Origin of the sequence: Neiella litorisoli, from assembly GCF_014773395.1 — a bacterium.
Taxonomy (GTDB): domain Bacteria; phylum Pseudomonadota; class Gammaproteobacteria; order Enterobacterales; family Neiellaceae; genus Neiella; species Neiella litorisoli.
This window is the reverse complement of sequence record NZ_JACXAF010000004.1, coordinates 20,454-42,272: the sequence shown is the minus strand read 5'-3', so window position 1 is coordinate 42,272 and position 21,819 is coordinate 20,454. Positions and strand designations below refer to the sequence as shown.

The window sequence follows — 21,819 nt, the reverse complement described above, 5'->3', positions numbered from 1 at the left end:
CCATGAAAAAGCTCCAACTGTTAGCGATTGATACTTGTACTGAAACCTGCTCAGCAGCCTTGTTGGTTGGCGATGAAATTATTGCCAACAGCAAAATAGCGCCGCGCGAACATGCCCAATTAGCTTTGCCGATGGCCAAGGCGTTATTAGCCGAGGCGGGGCTGAGTTTGTCGCAATTGGATGCCATAGCTTTTGGTCGCGGACCGGGCAGCTTTACCGGCGTGCGGATCGGAACCGCCACCGCGCAAGGGTTGGCTTATGGTGCTGATTTGCCGTTGTTACCCATGTCGACTCTACAAGCGCTGGCGCGACAGGGCTATCGCTTGAGCAAATGCCCGCTGCAATTAGCCGCGATTGATGCGCGCATGAACGAAATTTATCTTGGCAGCTACCGCCACCTTGATGGTGACTTGGTGCCACAAGTCAGCGAGCGCGTGTGCCCACCACAGCAATGGCAAGACGCGATCACGGATGCCGATGCGACATATTTCGCCACCGGCAGCGGCTGGTTGGCGTATCACCAACAAATGGCACCGTTGCCATCTCAGGTCACTTGCCATGAGGTTGATCTGTTTCCACTGGCTGAAGATATGGTCTATTTGAGCCAATTCGCTTGGCAGCGGGGCGAAGCGGTGGACGCAGCCGAAGCACAACCGGTTTATCTGCGCGATACGGTGACGTGGAAAAAACTACCGGGCCGTTAATGGCCGTTTTTTAGTGATCCATCGGCTCGGAAATCTTGTTTCAAATTGTGTTAGGGGCTGGCTATTTTATCGTTGAAAGCATTAAGTTAATGGCCAGTCTGTAATACCAATCGATGTCGACATCGATTGGTTAAACCCTACGACTTGACCGATAAATTTCCGTATAAAGCACAGCACAATAAAGGAACAAATCGCATGCTACTGAGAGCTTTGAGAACAACCGCTGCACTAAAAACGGTGTTGGCAGGCTTAACCCTATCTGCCGCCGTGATCGCCACACCATCGCTTGCTGATGATGCTTTAGCAAAATCAATTGCTGATGAACGTCGAGGCGCAATGGCGCAGCGTGATGTCTATCGTCACCCCTATGAAACACTGACGTTTTTCGGAATTAAACCAACTGACACAGTGATCGAGCTATGGCCGGGCAGTGGTGCTTGGTACAGCAGTATTTTGGCGCCTTATTTGAAGGCCGAGGGCAAGTTCATTGCTGCCAATTTTAAGGTCACCGATGTCGATGAAAACAGTTACTACTACAAAAGCGGCAGCAAGTTTCTGAGCAAACTGGATAGCAACAAAGATTGGTGGGGTGATGTCGCCGTTGTTGAGTTTCAACCGCCAGCGACGACCAACTTAGGTGCTGACAATTCGGTGGATATGGTTCTGACATTCCGTAACCTTCATGGTTGGCATCGTGACGGTTTTGAAGCTGATGTATTGGCCGCCGCATTTGCAGTGCTCAAGCCTGGCGGGGTGCTCGGCGTGGTTCAACATCGTGGCCCAGACAACAAAACCAACGAACAACTCAAAGGCTCAGGCTATTTGAATCAAGCGGAATTGATCGGCGTTATTGAGCGTGCGGGTTTTAAACTGGACGCCACCAGTGAAGTTAATGCCAACGCGAAAGACACCAAAGACCATCCAAAAGGTGTTTGGACCTTGCCGCCAGTGTTGCGATTGAAAGATCAGGATAAAGCCAAATACATGGCGATTGGTGAAAGTGATCGCATGACCCTGAAATTCATCAAACCAGCCAAGTAATCATACCGGTGTAGGGTGACTGCCATGTATCAGGATTGGCAATGCCAGCTTACTGGAATGACACTCGACGGCTGGCAAATTGAACCTGACGAGAAAGGCCCGCAAGGGCCTTTCATCGTTGCTACCCATGGTTGGCTAGATAATGCCAATTCGCTGTTGCCGCTGGCTAAACGAATTCGCAACCATTCATTGCTCGCCTTTGACTGGCCGGGTCATGGGTTATCCCAGCATCTACCTGCGGCGGGTAATTACCATTTTGTCGATTGGGCCGATGTCCTGCTGCAAGTCTTGGAGCAATTGAAACAGCCGGTGGTACTGGTTGGCCATTCAATGGGAGCTTTGGTGAATGCCATGGTTGCTGCAGCCTTTCCTGAAAAAGTATCTCATTTGGTGATGATTGAGGGCGCTGGGCCGTTAGCGTCAGAGCCAGAGCAAGCGGCGGCTATGTTGCGCAAGGGTTTATTGAGCCGTAAACGCAGCCGCAAGCAAACCACCACTCGCTATGATGATATTCACCAAGCCGTTGCGGCCCGTCATGCCGTCTCAACGGATCTAACGCCAACGCTGGTTGAACTGCTGATTAAACGTAACATTCGCGCCAGCCAAGACGGTGTCCAGTGGGGCTATGATCCGAGAGTTCGTGCATTTTCAGCAACGCGCATGACCGAGCCGCAGGTGCGGGCCATCTTGCGAGCGATTGAGTGCCCGGTGCAAATTATCATGGCGAAAAGCGGCTATCCGGAGATGAAAACCATGTTGGCATCGCGCCGTGATTGCTTTCGTCAATTGCAAGTTGCGGAACTTCCCGGTGGCCATCATGTCCATATGACACAACCGAAAAAAGTAGCGTCTTTAATCGAACAATTTGTCGCCGACACAATTCAAACAAGTGATTGAAAATATGCGCTAGCTCTCATGATGAGCAAGTCGACTGAGGTGATCGCTCAATTTTGTGTCACGATTTGGTGGTTAGAGTGTTAGCTCTAGTCTAAATACATCAAAGTTGAATATAACAACTGACTTTGTCGCTACACTCGATAAAAACATAACAAACAAAACAAAAACGCAGGAGAGCGCCGTGGAGAAGATCTGGCTGGAGCAATATCCAGAAGGTGTGCCCGAATTCATCGACCCTGAACACTACACATCGCTGATCGACATATTTGAGGAATCGGTACACAAGTACCCCGATCAGCCCGCATTCATCAATATGGGTGCAACACTGACGTTTCGCAGTTTAGAAGAAAAAAGCCGTATTTTTGCTGCCTACCTGCAACAAGAGTTGAAACTGCAAAAAGGCGATCGGGTGGCGATCATGATGCCCAACTTGCTGCAATACCCCATTGCCTTGTTTGGCGTGCTGCGAGCTGGCCTTGTGGTGGTCAACGTCAATCCGTTGTATACGCCAAGGGAATTAAAGCATCAGCTTAACGATTCTGGCGCTAAAGCGATTGTCATTGTGTCAAATTTCGCCCATACCCTTGAAAAAGTGGTACGCGAAACCCCAGTGAAGCACGTTATTCTGACCAAGCTTGGCGATCAGCTAGCGACGGCTAAACGCACCTTGGTCAACTTTGTCGTTCAATACGTCAAAAAGATGGTGCCCAAATATGATTTGCCGGATGCCATATCAATGCGCAAAGCATTGGCAAAAGGGCGCTACCTAACCTACGTCAAGCCGCATATGGCGCCTGACGATTTAGCCTTTTTGCAATACACCGGCGGCACCACTGGGGTGGCTAAAGGTGCCATGCTGAGCCATAGCAATATGGTCGGTAACTTAGAGCAGGTCGCTGCCATTGTTGGCCCAGTAATTACTCCTGGTAAGGAGTTTGTCGTTACCGCGTTGCCGCTGTATCACATCTTTGCGCTAACCGCGAACTGCCTGACTTTCATGAAGTATGGCTGTGCCAACTTATTGATTACCAATCCGCGCGATATTCCCGGTTTTGTCAAAGAGCTGAGCCGTTACCCCTTTACCATCATGACCGGGGTAAACACCTTATTTAACGCGCTACTCAATAACGAAGAGTTTTGCGCGCTCGATTTTAGCCAATACAAACTCGCATTGGGCGGCGGTGCCGCGGTGCAGCGCGCTGTTGCAGAAAAATGGCATGAGGTCACCGGTACTGTGTTGCTTGAAGGCTATGGCCTGACTGAATGTTGTCCGTTGGTCACGGTGTCGCCAATGAATCAGCCCGCGTACAACGGCAGCATCGGTCTGCCTGCGCCATCAACTGATATGCGCTTGGTCAATGATGATGGCGTTGATGTCGGCCCCGGCGAGTCGGGTGAGTTATGGGTGAAAGGCCCGCAGGTGATGCAAGGCTATTGGGGGCGAGAAGATGCCACAGCCGAAGTCATCGTCGAAGATGGCTGGCTGCGCACCGGTGATGTCGCTAAGGTCGACGAGCAGGGCTACTTCTATATCGTTGATCGCAAGAAAGACATGATTTTAGTGAGTGGCTTTAACGTGTTCCCGAATGAAATCGAAGATGTCGTAGCGATGCACCCAGATGTGGTGGAAAGTGCTGCCATTGGCGTGCCGAATGATGTGACTGGCGAATCGGTGAAGATCTTTGTGGTGCGAAAAAATCCGAATTTGACCGACTCCGCCTTGATCCAGCATTGTCGCAAGCATTTAACGGCCTACAAGGTGCCGAAGTTGGTTGAGTTCCGCGATGAGCTGCCTAAGTCGAATGTTGGAAAGATTTTGCGTCGGGAATTGCGTAAGCACGAGGACAACTAACATCGTTAAAAGCGAGCGGCGCGGTGAGAGGTCACTGCGCCGCTTTTGTTTGTTCGGTTTAATCGCTGCGGTCTAGATACCACCATTGGCCCTTTTCAAACTTGAAATTAGCCACTTCGTGATGCTGTTTTAATTGGCCTGCCTGTCGATAAAGGGCGACAAACTCGACAACGCCTTTGCTGCCCAGCTTGCGTGATTGGGCCACGTTCAGTGCCAACCAAGTGCATTCATCGTTCCATTGTTGAATGGGGCCGGTGTCCTGCGGACGCGTCGTTGGGTGCCAGCTCGCCATAATAAAATTGAGATTATTCATGGCATGAGCACTGTAACGAGCGCGCATCAATTGCTCAGGGTGGCGGGCGAGTTTGGGATTCAGGTGGACAGCAGCGCAGCAATCTTTGGCTTTCAAGTTGCTGCCACACGGGCATAGGTTTTTTTTCACACGATTGTCGAACTGGAAAATGATGGTCTCAGCATAAGCGTCTGCGAGCCGATGTCAATTGCACCGCGCAATGGTCGCCATCGGCGCAGTGGCGGAGTACAATCGCCCAGTTAATTAAATTAAGGATAAACAGATGCTTGTTAATGTCGGTCGATTCAGTTGTTTAGCACTGTTGGTTGCTGGTCTGAGTGGTTGTGGTCAAGCTGGCAACGAAATGAAAACAGGGCATGGCAACACGGGACAAGCGTGCGATCCGGCAGCCCTAAAGCCATTACTCGACGATTATTTTGAAGCGTCTAAAGCGCTCTATCCGATGTGGGCGACAGCGATCGGTGATCATCGCTTTAATGACCAGTTTTCTGATGGCTTGTCTGACCAATGGCTGGCCAAGCGCCATCAACTGAATGAGACGTCGTTAGCGCGAGCGCAAAGTCTTGATGTCAGCTGTTGGCCGCAATCTCAACAATTGGCGCTGGATGAATTTATTCGACTGCGACAAATGAATCTGGTCGGAGAGACATTCCCCGGTCGCTTCTTGCCATTGGATCAATTTAATAATCCTTATTCGAGCTTGATTCAATACGCCTCTGGCAATGCTGCCCAGCCCTTTGAAACGGTCGCCGATTTTGACAATTTTCTCGCTCGAGCTAAATCGTTTCGAGGCTGGGTCGATTTAGCCATTGAGCGAATGAATGAAGGCATCGACAGTAATGTTACCTTGCCGCAAGTGCTGGCATTGCGAGCAATCGAGCAAATTCGCCGAACATTGCAAATACCTAAGTCTGAAAGCCCGTTATGGGGGGCGTTACCGTCAGCGCTGACCACCCAGATTTGGACCGACAATCAGCGTCAGCAAATTCGCGCCAGCTTTAGTGAAGCAATTGACGACAATATTGTGCCGGGCTTAACCCGATTAGCCGATTACTTGGAGCATGACTACCTGCCGCAAACTCGGGCCTCGGATGGCTATTGGGGCCTGCCCAACGGGCGCTTGTGGTACAAACACAAAGTCAATGTCTTTGCCGATGACAGCCGTTCTGTTGAGCAAATACATCAGTTGGGCTTGGCTGAAGTGGCGCGTATCCATAGCGAGATGCGTAAAGTGGGTGAGCAACTTGAGATTGGCTCCGATTTGGCGGCAATTTTTGCCGCCATGACATCTGATGACGACCAGTACTTTAACGAGGGCAGCGAGCTGGTTGCCGCCTACGAAGGCATTAAACAGCGCATTAATCCGTTATTGGATGACTATTTTGCCAGTCAGCCGGCGCAAGATTATGAAATTCACCAAGTCCCAGCTTACCGCGCAGCAAACGAGGCAGGCGCAAGCTATTTGATGGGAAGTCGAGACGGCAGCCGACCAGGGATTTTTTATATCAATACCCACAACCTGCGAGCGCAGCCGAAGTGGGGCATGGTGACACTATCACTCCACGAAGCGTCGCCGGGTCATCACTTCCAGATTGCCACCAAGTTGAGCTTGCCAGTGCTGTCCGATTACCAAAATTATCAGAGTAACGGCGCCTTCGAAGAAGGTTGGGCCCTTTATGCCGAACATTTGGGGATTGAAATGGGCTTGTTTACTGATCCTTATGACTATTTCGGCAAGCTCAGCGATGAGCTATTGCGCGCCATGCGCTTGGTGGTGGACACCGGTTTGCATGACAAAGGCTGGAGTCGAGAGCAGGCTATTCAATACATGGTGGACAGCTCGCCGCTGGCAAAATCCGATATTGTTGCTGAGGTAGAGCGGTACATGGCTTGGCCAGGGCAGGCGGTCAGCTACAAATTGGGTGAACAAACGATTCTGGAGTTGCGCGCGCAGGCAGAGCAACAGCTCGGCGAACAGTTTGATATCCGTGAATTTCACGATGTCTTGCTGCGCAACGGCTCGGTCAGTTTACCGACGCTGCGCAAACAAGTGGCGTTGTGGTTACAGCAGAAGCAAAGCGGATCAGAGTAAGATCCGCTTGTTGTTTTTTAGCACATGGCGATGGATTTGATCACAGGCATAACAGCGCTGAACCGTTGCGTCGCGCTGTAACATTTCTAGCTCGATCGGTTTTTCACAATCGGCACAAAAGCCATATAAACCAAGCTCAGTCTGGCACAATGAAGCATCAACAGCACGCAGGCGTTTTAGCGTACGATTTACCTCGGGGCACTCTTCATCTGCCAACAGCTCGACCAAATCGTCGCAAGACAGTGATTTGATAGTCGCAAGGACATTGCGGCTGTTATCTGTATCGATCGTATTCAATGCCATCGCTAAATCAGCGATCAGCAATTGATGCTCGCTCTCAAGCGTCTTTTTAAAGCGCTCTAACTGCGCTGAATGTTGTTTTGTCACCATTATTACCCGCCTCAGCCAATCGCGCCGAGTATAGAAAGCCGATCTGCCCAGACTTATGACGCATATCAATTGCTGGCCAACTAGCGAGTTGAAATTGAAGTTTTGTTGTTCGCGATTAAGATTATTTTGAAGTTTTTTAGCTGTCCGTGAAATTTCTTGGCGATAGCTAGGGTCTTCTTTGATAACTGGAGAGGCAACGGCACATGCAGCTGGCGCCATAATTAAACATAAAGAAAAATACGTAGGTACTGTTATGAAACAACTAAACAAAACTTCTGTTGCTGCTGCCGTTGGTGCTGTTGCGGTCGGCTCGTCAATGATGATGCCAGCGCAGGCTGAAACATCGCCATTTGGCCTGACCGACTTGGTTGCAGGTTATCAAGTGGCGGCCCCTGAAGGCTCTTGTGGCGGTAAAGACAAGAAAGAGGGCAGCTGTGGTGAAGGTGCGTGTGGCGGCAAAGATAAGAAAGAAGCTAGCTGTGGCGAAGGTGCTTGTGGCGGCAAAGACAAGAAAGAAGGTAGCTGTGGCGAAGGTGCCTGTGGCGGCAAAGACAAAAAAGAAGGTAGCTGCGGCGAAGGTGCCTGTGGCGGCAAAGATAAAAAAGAAGGTAGCTGCGGCGAAGGTGCTTGTGGCGGCAAATAATAACCCCGAATAACAGTAGGGGCGTTAACATATAGCCAGCATATTGCTGGCTATATTGTTAGCAACACTAAGAGAACAAGAGAGGGTGCAGTGAGCAAATTTGAAATGCCAATGGGAGCAGGGCTGGGCTTTAAGCGCCGTATGCTCGACGAAGTCATTGCCAAAAAGCCAGCGGAGATCGATTTTTTCGAAGTAGCTCCTGAAAACTGGATCCCCTTCGGTGGCAAAGTGAACAAAAAGTTCAAACAGCTAACTGAACAACACCCGTTTATTTGCCATGGCTTGTCATTGTCCATTGGTAGTCTAGATCCGTTAGATGTTGACTTCGTCAAACAGGTCAAATGGTTTCTCGATGAGCACAATATTCAAATTTACTCAGAGCACTTGAGCTATTGCAGTGCTGACGGCCACTTGTATGACTTGATGCCAATTCCATTTACCGAGGAAGCGATTAAGCATGTGGTCGGCCGAATCAAACAGGTACAGGAGATCACTGAGCGGCCTTTTGTACTGGAAAATGTTTCCTATTACGCAGCGCCTGGCCAGCAGCTTGATGAACTGACCTTCATCAATACAGTGCTCGAAGAGGCTGATTGTGGCTTGCTGCTTGATGTCAATAACATCTACGTCAACTCAGTGAACCATGGCTATGATGCGTTGACGTACCTGAAAGGCTTACCATCGAATCGTATCGTATATGGTCACATTGCTGGCCACTATAATGAAGACGTTGATTTAATTGTTGATACCCACGGCGCAGACGTGATTGACCCAGTCTGGCAGTTATTGCAGCAAGCGTATGCGCACCATGGTGTATTCCCGACTTTATTGGAGCGCGATTTCAATATTCCGCCGTTGCCTGAATTATGCGCTGAAGTGGCGCAGATTAAACAACACCAACAGCAAGCATTGGCGAGCAGTGCAACTGGGACAGCAGCATATGGGAAGTTACCAGCATGACCGACACCATGGATTATCAACAGCACCAGCAAGCCTTAGCAGCCCACATTCGCGATCCGAATCAGCCTGCCCCAGCTGGCATAGAAAGCCGTCGGATAGCGGTTTATCGGCGTTTGGTGTTCAACAATATCAAAGGTTTTGTTGAAGAAGCATTTCCGGTGTTGTGGGGATTGTGGGGCGACGATAAGCTAGAGCGAGAAGTCAGTCACTTTATGGTGAACCATCGTGCTGAATCACCCTATTTTATCGATATTGCCGAAGAGTTTTTAAATTACCTTGTTCAAGAACGTCAGCCTCAACCAGATGATCCATCTTTTCTTGTCGAGTTGGCGCACTATGAGTGGATCGAATTTGAAGTTGCTTTTTGCCGTCCATCTCAGCTCCACAAGCCATTACCACAAGGGCGACCCGCCGATGACTTAGCGTTGGCCGTTGCCGACACCGCTCGGGTGTTGCAGTACCAGTTTCCAGTTCATCAAATCCGCCGTGATTTCCAACCCCAGACGCCAGCGCCACAACCGGTGTTTTTGGTGGTTTATCGTAATGCCGATGACGATGTAAAGTTCATGGAAATTAATGCCGTGACCGCGCGTTTGCTGCAGTTTGTTAGCGAGACACCAGGTCTATCGGTGGCTGAGCTCGGTAGCCAGTTAATTGCACTGATGCCGGATGTTGAACCGGACCATGTTCAAGCGGGTTTGTTAGATATTCTTGTTGAGCTTGGTTCTCGGGGCATTGTTAAACAACGTGTTCAGCCTTAGTTAATAGGCCCTAGCAATGTAGTTGCCCTTCAGGTAGGATGCGCACTCAAAATTATAAGCATTCTTATTTACTAGCTGGAATTTCGCTATGTCTGAAGAAAACTACAAAGATCCGTATAACCTGAAGTACTTCTTGGCGTTTGTTGCTGTACTGGCAATGCCGACGCTGGTAGCAACATTGACTTGGGTTCGGGTCATCGGTGGCTGGGATTGGCAAAGCTAATCACAAGCCCGCAATTTGTTTGAATAAGGCGCTCAGATGAGCGCCTTATTACATTGTTCGCTGCGCAAATTGCAGCAGCTTCCCTTGGCGATATTGCCAATCTATGACACCATTGGCGCTTGATTTTTTCCTGCTTAAACAGACTCAATAACGCGATGAGCGAACAATATTCTTTTATCAAAGCAACGATCCGCGCCATTCCTGACTACCCAAAACCTGGCATCCTGTTTCGCGATGTCACCTCGTTACTCGAAAACCCCACGGCATTTCATCAGTCCGTTGAATTGCTGGCACAACCTTTTCGCGATAAAGGTTATACCAAGGTCATTGGCACCGAAGCCCGTGGTTTCCTATTCGGTGCGCCGGTTGCGCTAGCCCTGGGGCTTGGCTTTGTGCCTGTCCGTAAGCCCGGCAAGTTGCCTTGCGAAACCATCAGTCAGAGTTATCAGCTGGAATATGGCGAAGACACGTTGGAAATTCATCGTGGCGCTGTTGGCCCCGGCGATAAGGTTTTGCTGGTTGATGATTTATTAGCGACCGGCGGTACTATTGAAGCGACCACGCAATTAGCCCGAGAGTTGGGTGCAGAAGTGAGCGAAGCGGCATTTGTCATTGCTCTGCCAGAGTTAGGCGGCATCGAACGATTACAAAAGATCGGCGTTAAATCTCACTACTTGTGTTCGTTTGACGGCGAATAACGACTAAAGGACAAGTCATGAGTTATCAGGTGTTGGCTCGTAAATGGCGGCCTGCAAAGTTTTCTGAGGTAGTTGGCCAGCAGCATGTGGTTCAGGCATTAACCAATGCCATGGAGTCAGGGCGGCTACACCATGCTTACTTATTAACGGGCACGCGCGGTGTTGGTAAGACAACGCTCGGGCGTATTCTGGCCAAGAGTTTAAACTGCGAACAAGGTCAGTCAGCAGAGCCTTGCGGCGTGTGTAGTGCATGTCAGGAAATTGATCAGGGCCGTTTTGTCGATCTGATCGAAATTGATGCCGCATCACGCACTAAGGTCGAAGATACCCGAGAAATCCTTGATAACGTTCAATATCGGCCGACCCGAGGCCAATATAAGGTGTACTTAATTGACGAGGTGCACATGTTATCTCGTCATTCATTTAATGCCTTATTAAAGACTCTGGAAGAGCCGCCGCCGCACGTAAAATTCCTGCTGGCGACTACCGATCCGCAAAAGCTGCCGGTGACGATTTTATCGCGTTGCTTGCAATTCAACTTGAAAGCGATGACGGTCGAGCAAATCATCGGCCAGCTGCAGTTTATTCTTGGTGAGGAAAACATCCGCTATGAAATGCTAGCGGTTGAGCAAATTGCTCGCGCAGCGCAAGGCAGTATGCGTGATGCGCTGAGCCTAACAGATCAGGCAATTGCGCATGGTCAGGGCCAGCTAACCGATGCACAAGTCACGGCCATGTTAGGCCTGATTGATCGCGACTATGTTCGCGCTTTGGTGCAAGGCTTGCTTAGTGGTGATGCCGAGAGCTTGATGGCGCAAGTTGCCGTTGTCGCGGGTTTTGCTCCTGACTACGATAAGTTACTCAGTTCATTGCAAAGCCTTGTTCATCGAGCATCGCTCGTGGCGCTGGCGCCAGCGGCGATTGCCGATCATGAGCCTGAGCGTGAACTATTGCAGCAATTAGCGACACACTGGGCGCCTGAACAATTGCAATTGGCTTATCAGATCTTGGTTCAGGGCCGTCGCGACTTACCATTTTCACCCGATGGCCGCAGTGCTCTGGAGATGATCCTGTTACGGATCTTGATGTTCCGGCCAATGCAGCAAATTGATTTGCCCAAACATCAGCTGGTCTCGCCAGCGGTTGCAGTCGCTCCAGTTTCTAACTCAGCCGATCGCGTTGAGCATCCAATTGCCAATGCAGCAAGTAGTGCGCCTGAGACGAGCGAAACGGTCGAACAAGTGCCTGAGGTTAGCGATAGCAATGAGCAAAATTCTTCTGCACCATCGCCGCTAGCCAGCGTTGATACAGCAGATGCTGATAAGCCTGCGCAACAGCCGAGCACTGCCGAAGCCAGCACAGATGAAATCAATGTTGCTAATCAAGCTGAGCAATCGTCGACCAATGGCAGTCATGATTCAGCTTTGCCTCCAGCACAAAAAGTCACATCGGAGTCGGCTGACGTTACCCCTGAGCAGAATTCTGTTGCGACACAGGCGGCTGAGGTGGATAGCAAAAGTGACGAGAGCATCAGTCCGCCGGCACCGCCCGAACATGTAATGCCTGAGCAATACCCGGCCGATGATTTGGCTGATATGTTCGCCGCCGAGCCTGCTGACTTAGCGAGTTTGGAAGCACAGCAAGCTTACGTGATGGAAATGGCGGAAGATCAGGGCTTTAACTCCTCGTTTGAACCCCAAGCTAACCCCGTTGAGGCAAACTTTGGTTTAGCCGAAACGCCAGCTCAAGCGCCAATTTTGGCGCCGCAGGCCGAAGATTCTCCAGTAGAGCCGCGTGTCGAGCAGAGCAGTGAACAGAAGACTGAGCAGAACGTTGAGACCAATATAGAACCAAGTGCTGAGGCGACTGAAACAGTAGCACCACAGAACAGCTTACAAGCACCGCCTTCTGGCATTAGCGCCATGTTATCGGCGCGTAACCAGTTACGCAGCCAAATCAAAAAGTTGGAATCCGATCGCGCTTCGGGGGCCGCAACTCCCGTAAAAAAGCCTGAAGCTGCGGCGCCATCGGCCGATGACCAACAATCATCGGCGCAGCCAATTGAACAAGATGGGCAATCGGTTGCTGAGCCAGTTGATGATGCTGTTGATGTTGCCAATGCAACCCAAGCCACTCAAACCACCGAAGCCACCGAAGCAAACGACGCTCCCTCTTCGACGATAGCGGAAGTGGTTGAGCCTGCGTCGCAAGCTGTGGTTTCTCAGGAACAATCAGCGCCAGACTCGTTGCCAGAATCAACGCCGCCTGCAACTGACGATGATCCGCCGCCGTGGTTAACAGAGCAACCAACCACAGAACCGCCAACCGATGCTGTGGCTGAGCAACCTGCCAGCGCCGAACCTGAAGTGCCCGTTGTTACTGCTGCGCCGGGCGAGGCTGGGAAGGGCCAGGTGAAAAGTTGGTGGGAGCAATTAATCGATACGCTTGGCTTTGACGCGCTGAAACGTCAGCTGGCATTAGATTGTGTTTTAGAGCCAGTCGCTGATGGCTATTGTTTGCGGGTTCCAACCAAGGCAAAGCACTTAGCAACGGATGCCAATATCAGCATTTTGCTTGAACGAATTCATAGTTATGTTGGTCTTAGCACCGTGATCGAAGTCGTTCATGAAGCGAGTATCGACTCAGAAACGCCGCGTCAGGCGCAGGGCCGTCGCGCAGAGGAGCGGCAAAAAGAAGCAGAGCAGACCATTGCCAACGATCCGATCGTACGGCAGCTGCAAGATACCTTTGACGCCACCGTTGACCAAGATACAATTAGGCCAATTTGACAGACCGGTATTCGCTGTCTTCATTAGTAAAGTTTTCACATAGCGAGAGTTAATATGTTTAAAGGTGGAATGGGCAATATCATGAAGCAGGCGCAGCAGATGCAAGAGCGCATGCAAAAGGCTCAAGAAGAAATTGCTCAAATGGAAGTCACAGGAGAAGCTGGCGCGGGTTTGGTTAAAGTGACCATGACCGGCAGCCACGGTGTTCGTCGCGTTGAGATCGACGATAGCCTGATGGACGACGATAAGGACATGTTGGAAGATTTAATTGCCGCCGCTTGTAACGATGCTGCGCGCCGTGTTGAAGATGAATCTAAAAAGCGCATGGCTGATGTCACCGGCGGTATGCAATTGCCTCCGGGTATGAAGATGCCGTTTTAAGGCGCTCATATTTCGATGAAAAAGGTCGCTTGGCGGCCTTTTTTATTGCGGCTGAGCAGGCCCCTAGTGTATAAACTTTTTAAAGGCTGAATGTGGTGAAAATCCGCAACTGTACCCGCAACTGTGTTGTATTGATCTAGTCATCACTTGGCTTCAATACTCAGTCAGATCGCCTTTGCCGAATCCTCCAATTCATTGTCCAAGCGGGAACACTTGGTTCATCCTCGATGAGCTTTTGATGGCGCTTTAGCGTCCAATCAACCTGCAGTGACACGAGAGAAGTTATGTCACGACACACTGCAACACCAGTATTCGAAGTTGATAATCTCAGCTGGGGCGAGGGTGGCCAGGCGATTTTAGCTAACATCAATGCCAATATAGCCAGCCACCGCTTTACCGGCATTATTGGCCCCAATGGTGCCGGCAAGACAACATTTCTCCGTTGCCTCAGCGGCTTTTATTCGCCAGTTTCTGGTGGCGTGTCGTTTCTGAATAAACCACTTGCTAACTGGCCTTTTAATGAGCGGGCACAGCGATTAGCCGTTGTCACCCAGCACACTGATGTTGATCGAAGCTGGTCGGTTGAACAACTTCTAGCGACCGGTTTAATCCCTTACAAACGCTGGTTTCAAGTGAACAATCAGCAGGACCAAGACTTATTGACCGCGGTGCTGAATCAAGTGGGGCTTGCCGATAAGCGCCAGCGCCATTTAGCGACACTCAGCGGCGGCGAATTACAGCGCGCGCTTATCGCCAAAGCCTTGGTGCAACAACCCGAGTGTTTGCTGCTCGACGAGCCAACCAATCACCTTGATTCACAATACCAATTGACTCTGATGAAATGGATTAAGCGATTAGGTATCTCGGTGGTGGCAAGTGTCCATGACATCAATATGGCTGCGCGATTTTGCGACGACCTGCTGCTGTTTAAACAGGGTAAGTTGCTCGCCCACGGCCCTGTTTCTGAAGTGTTTACGGTAGCCAATTTGGAGCATCTATTTGACCATCCAGTGCGAGTCGACCGCCACCCATACCATGATTGCTTATGGATGAATTTTTTAGAGCAGGAGCGTCATCATGATCAATAAATGCCTTGCTCTCGTAACGATAAGCCTAACCATTATTGTCGGGGCGGCGATGGTTGGCGCAAGTCCCGTTGATCTTCAATCGGCATTAGCTTGTGCCATGGCGAACGATCATTGTGAGGCGAACGCCAGTGGCTGGTTAATTCTGAGCGAAGTTCGGCTGCCGCGAGTACTAATGGCATTTGTTGTTGGTGGTGGTTTGGCATTAAGTGGCAGCGTGCTGCAGCGTATCAGTCGCAACCCGTTGGCCGATCCTTACTTGTTCGGAATTGTTGCAGGGGCAGGGTTAGGTGCTGTCATTGGCCATATTGTGGCAGCATGGATTGGACTTGAAGTAGCCATTCAGCTGATGGCATTCGCTGGTGCCTTGGTAGTGACTTTAAGTGTCTTTGCGCTGATGCATTGGCAAGGCTGGCAATACATTGAACGGATGTTGCTGGCCGGTGTGGCAATGTCTTTTTTGTGCACTGCGATTACTAGTTTTTTGCTCTATTTGCAAAGTCCACATGCGGCCAATCGGGTACTGTTTTGGTTGATGGGATCACTGGCGACGGCGGACTGGCAGGCGGTGTCATTAATTGCGCCGCTGGTGTTGCTCGCGACGCTGATCTGCCTCGCTGCTACGCGCTTGCTCGATGCGGTGCAGCTCAATGATGATGCCGTCCATGCGTTGGGTATTCGGTTGCAACGGCTGCGGCTGATGCTTATGGCATTGGTGGCTTTGGTCACAGCAATGATTGTGGCCTTTTGCGGTGGCATTGGTTTTGTTGGTTTGATGATCCCACATCTGGTCAGAGCCATGCTGGGTAACAACACCATGTTGCAAATACTGGGTTGCGTGCTGATTGGTGGTAGTTATTTGGTATTAGTTGATGCCATAGCCCGCACAGCGCTGCCATATCAGGAAGTTCCGATTGGCGTTGTCACAGCGGCGATCGGTAGCATCTTTTTTATCGCCATGATGAGTCGTGGCAAAAACGGATAACATAAACAAACGATGACGACAGATAACAGCAAACATCAGCAACGACAGCAAAAGCTCAAAGAGAAAGTTGATTCGCGGATTGCCGCAGCAACGGATGACAAAGGTTTATTGCTGGTGATCACCGGCAATGGAAAGGGCAAATCAACCGCAGGTTTTGGCGTGGTCACGCGAGCTGTTGGTCATGGCATGACCGCTGCTGTGGTGCAATTTATCAAGGGCCAGTGGGAGTGTGGTGAGCGCAACCTGCTCAAACAGCATGGCGTTGACTTTCATGTCATGGCATCGGGCTTTACCTGGGAAACACAAAACCGCGACGAAGACATCAAGCATGCTGAAAGTGCTTGGCAAGCGGCAAAACAGTGGTTAGCTGATCCGTCGATAGAAGTGGTGTTACTTGACGAACTGACTTACATGTTGACCTACAAATACCTTGATTTGAACCAGGTCATTGCCGCGCTTGAGCAACGCCCTGAACATCAACATGTGGTGATCACCGGCCGAGCTTGCCATCGACGCATTATTGAAATGGCAGACACGGTTAGTGAAGTGCAATCGATTAAGCATGCCTTTGATGCCGGTATTCGGGTTCAGCGCGGTGTTGACTGGTAGCGCGGCTGTCGTTATTCGCCCATACCATCAAGCCAGCACTTGGCCTGCTCAACGTCATCAAAGAATTGGTGTGGAACACCGGCAGCCAAGTAAGCTTTGCCAAATTGCTCGGTGATGAGAGATTGCCCTTCTGGGTTAGACAGCACCACCGCACAACCGGCCAAACCTCGCGATTTGCGTTGCTTCAATGATTCTATAAATACAGTTTCAGAATCGGGCGTCATCAAGCTCAGTTGATACAGAATAACCAACTGATACCAAGGGCCTTGCCGTTCGAGTTCGGCAACGCAGGTTTCAAGCGCCTCTGTATACTCGGTGACGAGCTCTTTATTGAATGGACCTTTGCCGTCGATATGAAGCAAATTTGATTCAACATAAATCGAGTAGTGGCCATGTGCTTGAAACTTCATTCGCTAGCGCCGTTAGGTTGTTTATTGGGTAGAGTTTGAGTTTGTGATTGTATGTGAGCTTGCTTAAATACTGGTCTAAGGAGTTGGGACATGAAGAATAAAAAAAGCTCCGCGAAGGGAGCTTTTTAAAGCGATAAAAAGCGAAGTCATTAAGCCAGTTCGTCGACCGCTACTTTGTAGTTTGGATCTTCGAGTAAGTTCACTTCTACCAAAGTACCGGCGCGTTTTAGAAGTTTGCGGCATTCAGGCGATACGTGGCGTAAGTGCAATGTTTTGCCGGCGGCAGAGTAACGCTCTGCGACAGTATCGATCGCCTCGATGGCTGAATGGTCACACACGCGGGAATTTTTAAACTCGATCACCACATCGTTCGGATCTGATTTGGTATCAAACAGATCTTTAAAATCGGTTACGGAACTGAAGAACAGTGGGCCGCTGAGTTCGTAAACTTTCCAGCCATTGTTGTCGGTATAGGTACTGGCGCGAATGTGCTTGGCGTGCTCCCAAGCAAATACCAATGCCGAAACAATGACGCCAACGACGACGGCAACCGCCAGATCGGTGACTACAGTTACGCCGGAGACCAGCACCAACACAAACGCATCGTGGCGAGGGATCCGTCGCATAATGCGGAAGCTTGACCACTCAAAAGTGCCGATCACGACCATGAACATGACACCGGTTAATGCCGCAATGGGGATCTGCTCAATCAATGGTGAGGCAAATAGAATAAATGACAACAAGAACAGCGCTGCGGCAATACCGGAGAGGCGTCCACGGCCGCCAGAGTTGACGTTGATCATCGACTGGCCAATCATGGCGCAGCCACCCATACCGCCGAAGAAACCAGTGACGATGTTTGCGGCACCCTGAGCCATACATTCTTTGTTACCGCGGCCGCGGGTTTCGGTCATTTCATCGATAACAGTCAAAGTCAGCAAGGACTCAATCAGACCAATCGCAGCAAAGATAATTGAATAAGGCGCGATGAACAGCAAGGTCTCAAGGTTAAAGGCAACCAAAGGCACGGAGAAGTCTGGCAAACCGCCGGCAATAGAGGCCAAGTCACCGACGCGCTTAGTGTCAATATCAAGGCCGATCACCAATAAGCTACACACCACAATGGCAGCCAGTGCCGATGGAATCGTTTTGGTCAGTTTCGGCAAGCCCCAAGTGATGAGCATGGTTAAACCAATTAAGCCGGCCATCCAGAACATTGCCATGCCGCTGAGCCAGTCCCCTGAAACCCAGCCCCATTTGCCTTCTGGGGTGAAGTTTTGCAACTGCGGCAACTGGGCCAAGAAGATCACAATCGCAAGGCCGTTAACAAAGCCGAGCATGACCGGATGCGGCACGATACGAATGAATTTACCCAGCTTTAAAGCGCCGGCGGCAAACTGAATGAAGCCCATCAAAATCACGGCGGCAAACAGGTATTGGACACCTGCGCCATCGCCAAATTGGCGCTCAGCTTGGGCAACAAGCGCTACCATAACGACGGCTAGGGCACCTGTTGCGCCACTGATCATACCAGGCCGGCCACCAAACACAGCCGTGACCAAGCCGACCATAAAGGCCGCGTATAGACCAACCAGCGGGTGAACACCGGCGATAAAAGCGAAAGCGACGGCTTCCGGAACGAGCGCCAGAGCAACGGTTAAACCAGACAAAATATCTGACTTAGCGTTGGCCTGATGCTTTAAAACAAGTTGAAATAACATGGCTTCAAATTTTGATGGGGGTCACATTTTGGCGCGTATGCTAGCAGATTGTGAACAATATTGGAAAAGTTGATCCGCGTCTGAGTTGTTATGACCACAAGATTGCAATGGCAAAAGCGATTGCCGTGAGCAAAGAATATTGCGCCGTTGCAGCTAATACTGAGTTGAGTTCGCTGGCATCGCTGCTATGGAATGAGCGAGTGAGACGCATCGCCAATGGAATGGTGGCGACACTGGCCAATAGCCAATGCCATGGCGCAAGCGATAACCCCCAAGCGATGCAACTTGCGATTGCTGGCGTCATCACCAACAAACTAAACAGTTGCTCGCTGTGGCGCCGACCGAGGCGAACCGCCAGCGTGAGCTTATTCGCCTTGCGGTCGGTTTCGATATCGCGGGTGTTATTGACCAGCATAATCGCACTGATTGGTCCGCCAACGATGAACGCTTGCCACCAAGCGATGTCTAGTAACTGCCCAGTAAACAAATAGCTACCGCCAACGACAGCAACCAACCCAAAGAAAACAAACACCGTGGCTTCACCAAGGCCATGACTGGCCAGCGGGAATGGACCGCCGCTATAGGCTAAGGCGGCGACGATACATAACAGCCCAAGGCCGACAAATGTTACACCGCCAGCCCACATCAACGGCAACCCCGTGACAATGCTGACTAGGCTTGCGATGACAATGCCAACAACCATTTCGCGCTCGCTAATCAAGCCCGACTGAGTTGCGCGAACAGGACCTTTGCGCTCAACGGTATCGACGCCCGATTTGGCGTCAAAGTAATCGTTGGCGAAGTTGACAAGAATTTGTAGTGCGAGGGCACAAATAAATGCCAAGGCGATTAAATCGTAACGTGGGCTCGCACTGTGACTAACCGCAATCGCCGCCGCCACTGCAATCGGCGCTAACGCTGCTGGCAGTGTTTTAGGGCGCATGGCGAGTAGCCATGCGTTGAATTGAGAAGGCGTTGAGTCGTTGGGCATAAACTAAGAAGACTAATTAGAAGATGCGCATGCCTGGGGTAGCACCACTATCCGGGCTTAAAATCCAAATGTCTTTGCCACCTGGACCTGCCGCACAGACCATGCCTTCGGACATACCAAACTTCATCTTGCGCGGCGCTAAGTTTGCCACCATGACTGTCAGTCGACCTTCGAGATCTTCTGGCGCATAGGCTGATTTGATCCCAGCAAAGACTTGGCGGTTTTCGATGCCAATATCAAGAGTGAGTTTCAGTAGCTTTTTGGCGCCTTCAACATGTTCGGCTGTGACAATTTTGGCAACGCGCAAATCGACTTTGGCAAAATCATCAAACTGAATTTCATCGGCAATTGGGTCGAATTCCTGACTATCTTCGGTGTCTGCCGCTTGTTTGGCTGGCTCAGCTGCCACCAAATTATGTTTTGAGGCGTCAACCATGGCGTTGATCTTGTCCATTTCGACACGCTGCATCAGGGCTTTGAACTTGCTGATTTCATGCCCGGTCAGCAGTGCTTTGTGGCTATCCCAAGTCAATGTGTCATTGAGGAAAGCTTCAGAATTGGCCGCTGTCGCTGGCAGTACAGGTTTCAAGTACACCATCAAAATGCGGAACAGGTTGATCCCCATGGAGCACACATGGTGGGCTAGCTCTTGTTTGCCGTCTTCTTTGACGAGCTGCCAAGGGGCCATATCCGCAATGTAAGCATTGGCTTTATCGGCCAACGCCATGATTTCGCGAATTGCCTTGCCGAATTCACGTTGTTCATACAAGCTCGCAATGTTGTCGCCTGCGGATGTGAATTCTGCTGCTAAATCAGCATCTAACACCGTATCACTCAACTTGCCGTCAAAACGCTTGGTGATAAAACCAGCACAGCGAGAGGCAATGTTGATGACTTTACCGACCAAATCAGAGTTTACCCGTTGGGCAAAATCTTCCAGGTTTAAGTCCAAATCATCAATGCGGCTAGATAGCTTGGCCGCGTAGTAATAACGCAGATACTCGGGATTGAGGTGATCTAAATAGGTGCGCGCTTTGATGAAGGTACCGCGCGACTTTGACATCTTCGCGCCATTTACCGTGACATAGCCGTGGGCATAGACTGCATTCGGTTTGCGGTAACCGGCACCTTCGAGCATGGCAGGCCAAAACAAGCTGTGGAAGTAGATGATGTCTTTGCCAATGAAGTGATAGACCTCGGCATCTGAGCTTGGCGCCCAGTAGTCATCAAAGTTGAGCCCTTCGGTTTTCTCACAAAGGGCTTTGAAGCTAGCTAGATAACCAATTGGCGCATCCAGCCAAACGTAGAAATACTTGCCCGGCGCATCAGGGATCTCAAAGCCAAAGTAGGGTGCATCACGGCTGATGTCCCACTGCTGCAAACCTTGCTCAAACCATTCGGCCAGTTTGTTGGACATTTCATTTTGCAGATGGCCAGATTGGGTCCATTGCTGCAACATGTCGGCAAAAGCCGGCAAATCAAAGAAATAGTGCTCTGAATCACGCAGCTCTGGGGTTGCACCAGATACTGCGGAAACAGGATTTTTCAAATCGGTGGGGCTATAAGTTGCACCGCAGTTGTCACAGTTATCGCCATTTTGGTCTTCTGCGCCGCATTTAGGGCATTCACCTTTAACGAATCGATCGGGCAAAAACATTTGTTTTTCGGGATCGAACAACTGACTGATGGTCTTCGTTTTAATGTGGCCGCCATCGCGCAGCGCCAAGTAAATCCCTTGTGCAAGTTCGCGGTTTTCGTCGCTATGGGTACTGTGGTAGTGATGGAAGCCGACCATAAAATCAGCGAAATCTTGCTGATGCTCTTTGGCGGTATCGGCGATTAACTGCTCGGGCGTGATCCCCATTTGTTGCGCTTTTAACATGATTGGCGTGCCGTGAGCATCGTCAGCACAAACATAAGTGCAATTGTGACCACGTAAGTTTTGGAAACGTACCCAAATGTCGGTTTGAATATATTCCAGCATGTGACCTAAGTGAATGGGGCCATTTGCATACGGCAGCGCGGAAGTGACCAAGATGTCGCGAACAGTATTTGTCATCGTAATTGGGACTTAATCATGAGTTAAACGAAAGAAGGCGAATGGTAACTCAGGTTAGCCCTGCAACACCACAGTAAGCCAACAATTGGCTGATTAAGGCACAACTTGCATTGTCGAGCTGAGCGCTGAACTGGTTATCGGCGCTTGGCGTATTACTCATCGGTGTGCCACTATTCGCGGTAACCGCTGTTCATTTGCCTTGTGTGGTCTTTTAA

General features: G+C 50.4%; 21 protein-coding genes. 15 read left to right on the top strand and 6 right to left on the bottom strand.

Annotated elements, in window-relative coordinates:
- Positions 1-2: 2 nt before the first annotated feature.
- From tsaB to fadD, 4 genes are all read left to right on the top strand, one after another.
- Entirely contained in the window at positions 3-704 is a 702-nt protein-coding gene (gene tsaB, locus IC617_RS04115) for a tRNA (adenosine(37)-N6)-threonylcarbamoyltransferase complex dimerization subunit type 1 TsaB (protein ID WP_191143718.1), read from the top strand.
- 195 nt (positions 705-899) lie between these two features.
- The gene (locus IC617_RS04110; RefSeq protein ID WP_191143717.1) at positions 900-1,745 is read left to right on the top strand and encodes a class I SAM-dependent methyltransferase; all 846 of its coding nucleotides are present in this window, start codon (positions 900-902) and stop codon (positions 1,743-1,745) included.
- Positions 1,746-1,769: 24 nt separating this feature from the next.
- Entirely contained in the window at positions 1,770-2,642 is an 873-nt protein-coding gene (locus tag IC617_RS04105) for an alpha/beta fold hydrolase (RefSeq protein ID WP_191143716.1), read from the top strand.
- Positions 2,643-2,823: 181 nt separating this feature from the next.
- A complete protein-coding gene (fadD, locus tag IC617_RS04100; protein WP_191143715.1) occupies positions 2,824-4,494 on the top strand; it encodes a long-chain-fatty-acid--CoA ligase FadD in 1,671 nt (556 codons plus the stop codon).
- Between the two features lie 58 nt (positions 4,495-4,552).
- Here fadD and IC617_RS04095 read toward each other — a convergent pair whose 3' ends face one another.
- Positions 4,553-4,936 carry a YchJ family protein gene (locus IC617_RS04095; RefSeq protein WP_191143714.1) on the bottom strand — a complete coding sequence of 128 codons (384 nt, stop codon included), beginning with the start codon at positions 4,934-4,936 and terminating at the stop codon, positions 4,553-4,555.
- Between the two features lie 133 nt (positions 4,937-5,069).
- Here IC617_RS04095 and IC617_RS04090 point away from each other — a divergent pair, with 133 nt between their 5' ends.
- The gene (locus IC617_RS04090; RefSeq protein WP_191143713.1) at positions 5,070-6,899 is read left to right on the top strand and encodes a DUF885 domain-containing protein; all 1,830 of its coding nucleotides are present in this window, start codon (positions 5,070-5,072) and stop codon (positions 6,897-6,899) included.
- On the opposite strand, the gene IC617_RS04085 is transcribed toward IC617_RS04090, so the two are convergent.
- Positions 6,891-7,508 carry a TraR/DksA family transcriptional regulator gene (locus IC617_RS04085; RefSeq protein ID WP_191143712.1) on the bottom strand — a complete coding sequence of 206 codons (618 nt, stop codon included), beginning with the start codon at positions 7,506-7,508 and terminating at the stop codon, positions 6,891-6,893. The genes IC617_RS04090 and IC617_RS04085 overlap by 9 nt on opposite strands.
- A 34-nt stretch (positions 7,509-7,542) precedes the next feature.
- Between IC617_RS04085 and IC617_RS04080 the strand changes: the two genes are divergently transcribed.
- The 10 genes from IC617_RS04080 (at position 7,543) to cobO (ending at position 16,423) form a co-directional block, all read left to right on the top strand.
- A complete protein-coding gene (locus IC617_RS04080; RefSeq protein WP_191143711.1) occupies positions 7,543-7,932 on the top strand; it encodes a hypothetical protein in 390 nt (129 codons plus the stop codon).
- 105 nt (positions 7,933-8,037) lie between these two features.
- Complete coding sequence (locus IC617_RS04075) at positions 8,038-8,892, top strand: HvfB family MNIO-type RiPP peptide maturase (RefSeq protein WP_191143814.1); 855 nt, start codon at positions 8,038-8,040, stop codon at positions 8,890-8,892.
- Positions 8,889-9,653: an HvfC family RiPP maturation protein gene (locus IC617_RS04070; protein WP_191143710.1), complete on the top strand. Its 765-nt coding sequence runs from the start codon at positions 8,889-8,891 to the stop codon at positions 9,651-9,653. The genes IC617_RS04075 and IC617_RS04070 overlap by 4 nt, the downstream gene beginning before the upstream one ends.
- Before the next feature lie 88 nt (positions 9,654-9,741).
- Positions 9,742-9,876 (top strand): hypothetical protein, encoded by a 135-nt coding sequence (locus IC617_RS18935; protein WP_255522910.1) that lies wholly within the window; start codon positions 9,742-9,744, stop codon positions 9,874-9,876.
- 155 nt (positions 9,877-10,031) lie between these two features.
- Positions 10,032-10,574, top strand: coding sequence for an adenine phosphoribosyltransferase (apt, locus tag IC617_RS04065; protein WP_191143709.1), 543 nt, complete (start codon positions 10,032-10,034; stop codon positions 10,572-10,574).
- 17 nt (positions 10,575-10,591) lie between these two features.
- Positions 10,592-13,363, top strand: coding sequence for a DNA polymerase III subunit gamma/tau (dnaX, locus tag IC617_RS04060; protein WP_191143708.1), 2,772 nt, complete (start codon positions 10,592-10,594; stop codon positions 13,361-13,363).
- Between the two features lie 54 nt (positions 13,364-13,417).
- On the top strand, positions 13,418-13,744 hold the full coding sequence (locus IC617_RS04055) for a YbaB/EbfC family nucleoid-associated protein (RefSeq protein ID WP_191143707.1): 327 nt from the start codon (positions 13,418-13,420) through the stop codon (positions 13,742-13,744).
- 284 nt (positions 13,745-14,028) lie between these two features.
- The gene (locus IC617_RS04050) at positions 14,029-14,832 is read left to right on the top strand and encodes an ABC transporter ATP-binding protein (RefSeq protein ID WP_191143706.1); all 804 of its coding nucleotides are present in this window, start codon (positions 14,029-14,031) and stop codon (positions 14,830-14,832) included.
- The gene (locus IC617_RS04045; protein ID WP_191143705.1) at positions 14,822-15,814 is read left to right on the top strand and encodes a FecCD family ABC transporter permease; all 993 of its coding nucleotides are present in this window, start codon (positions 14,822-14,824) and stop codon (positions 15,812-15,814) included. The genes IC617_RS04050 and IC617_RS04045 overlap by 11 nt, the downstream gene beginning before the upstream one ends.
- Before the next feature lie 12 nt (positions 15,815-15,826).
- The gene (gene cobO, locus IC617_RS04040) at positions 15,827-16,423 is read left to right on the top strand and encodes a cob(I)yrinic acid a,c-diamide adenosyltransferase (RefSeq protein ID WP_191143704.1); all 597 of its coding nucleotides are present in this window, start codon (positions 15,827-15,829) and stop codon (positions 16,421-16,423) included.
- A gap of 11 nt (positions 16,424-16,434) precedes the next feature.
- Here the strand turns inward: cobO and IC617_RS04035 are convergent, their stop codons facing one another.
- The 4 genes from IC617_RS04035 to metG all read right to left on the bottom strand — a co-directional run bounded on the left by IC617_RS04035 (position 16,435) and on the right by metG (position 21,604).
- The gene (locus IC617_RS04035) at positions 16,435-16,833 is read right to left on the bottom strand and encodes a hypothetical protein (RefSeq protein WP_191143703.1); all 399 of its coding nucleotides are present in this window, start codon (positions 16,831-16,833) and stop codon (positions 16,435-16,437) included.
- 149 nt (positions 16,834-16,982) lie between these two features.
- Complete coding sequence (locus tag IC617_RS04030; protein WP_191143702.1) at positions 16,983-18,554, bottom strand: SulP family inorganic anion transporter; 1,572 nt, start codon at positions 18,552-18,554, stop codon at positions 16,983-16,985.
- Between the two features lie 88 nt (positions 18,555-18,642).
- Positions 18,643-19,545: a 1,4-dihydroxy-2-naphthoate polyprenyltransferase gene (locus tag IC617_RS04025; protein WP_224745769.1), complete on the bottom strand. Its 903-nt coding sequence runs from the start codon at positions 19,543-19,545 to the stop codon at positions 18,643-18,645.
- Positions 19,546-19,561: 16 nt separating this feature from the next.
- Positions 19,562-21,604, bottom strand: a complete 2,043-nt coding sequence (gene metG / locus IC617_RS04020) for a methionine--tRNA ligase (RefSeq protein WP_191143700.1) — start codon at positions 21,602-21,604, stop codon at positions 19,562-19,564.
- Positions 21,605-21,819 lie beyond the last annotated feature (215 nt).

Excerpts from the sequence above, each read along its gene's own strand:
- tsaB (WP_191143718.1), top strand. The coding sequence starts at position 3 with ATGAAAAAGCTCCAACTGTTAGCGATTGATACTTGTACTGAAACCTGC.
- IC617_RS04110 (WP_191143717.1), top strand. The coding sequence starts at position 900 with ATGCTACTGAGAGCTTTGAGAACAACCGCTGCACTAAAAACGGTGTTG.
- IC617_RS04105 (WP_191143716.1), top strand. The coding sequence starts at position 1,770 with ATGTATCAGGATTGGCAATGCCAGCTTACTGGAATGACACTCGACGGC.
- IC617_RS04090 (WP_191143713.1), top strand. The coding sequence starts at position 5,070 with ATGCTTGTTAATGTCGGTCGATTCAGTTGTTTAGCACTGTTGGTTGCT.
- IC617_RS04085 (WP_191143712.1), bottom strand. The coding sequence starts at position 7,508 with ATGGCGCCAGCTGCATGTGCCGTTGCCTCTCCAGTTATCAAAGAAGAC.
- IC617_RS04080 (WP_191143711.1), top strand. The coding sequence starts at position 7,543 with ATGAAACAACTAAACAAAACTTCTGTTGCTGCTGCCGTTGGTGCTGTT.
- IC617_RS04075 (WP_191143814.1), top strand. The coding sequence starts at position 8,038 with ATGCCAATGGGAGCAGGGCTGGGCTTTAAGCGCCGTATGCTCGACGAA.
- IC617_RS04070 (WP_191143710.1), top strand. The coding sequence starts at position 8,889 with ATGACCGACACCATGGATTATCAACAGCACCAGCAAGCCTTAGCAGCC.
- IC617_RS18935 (WP_255522910.1), top strand. The coding sequence starts at position 9,742 with ATGTCTGAAGAAAACTACAAAGATCCGTATAACCTGAAGTACTTCTTG.
- apt (WP_191143709.1), top strand. The coding sequence starts at position 10,032 with ATGAGCGAACAATATTCTTTTATCAAAGCAACGATCCGCGCCATTCCT.
- dnaX (WP_191143708.1), top strand. The coding sequence starts at position 10,592 with ATGAGTTATCAGGTGTTGGCTCGTAAATGGCGGCCTGCAAAGTTTTCT.
- IC617_RS04055 (WP_191143707.1), top strand. The coding sequence starts at position 13,418 with ATGTTTAAAGGTGGAATGGGCAATATCATGAAGCAGGCGCAGCAGATG.
- IC617_RS04050 (WP_191143706.1), top strand. The coding sequence starts at position 14,029 with ATGTCACGACACACTGCAACACCAGTATTCGAAGTTGATAATCTCAGC.
- IC617_RS04045 (WP_191143705.1), top strand. The coding sequence starts at position 14,822 with ATGATCAATAAATGCCTTGCTCTCGTAACGATAAGCCTAACCATTATT.
- cobO (WP_191143704.1), top strand. The coding sequence starts at position 15,827 with ATGACGACAGATAACAGCAAACATCAGCAACGACAGCAAAAGCTCAAA.
- IC617_RS04035 (WP_191143703.1), bottom strand. The coding sequence starts at position 16,833 with ATGAAGTTTCAAGCACATGGCCACTACTCGATTTATGTTGAATCAAAT.
- IC617_RS04030 (WP_191143702.1), bottom strand. The coding sequence starts at position 18,554 with ATGTTATTTCAACTTGTTTTAAAGCATCAGGCCAACGCTAAGTCAGAT.
- IC617_RS04025 (WP_224745769.1), bottom strand. The coding sequence starts at position 19,545 with ATGCCCAACGACTCAACGCCTTCTCAATTCAACGCATGGCTACTCGCC.
- metG (WP_191143700.1), bottom strand. The coding sequence starts at position 21,604 with ATGACAAATACTGTTCGCGACATCTTGGTCACTTCCGCGCTGCCGTAT.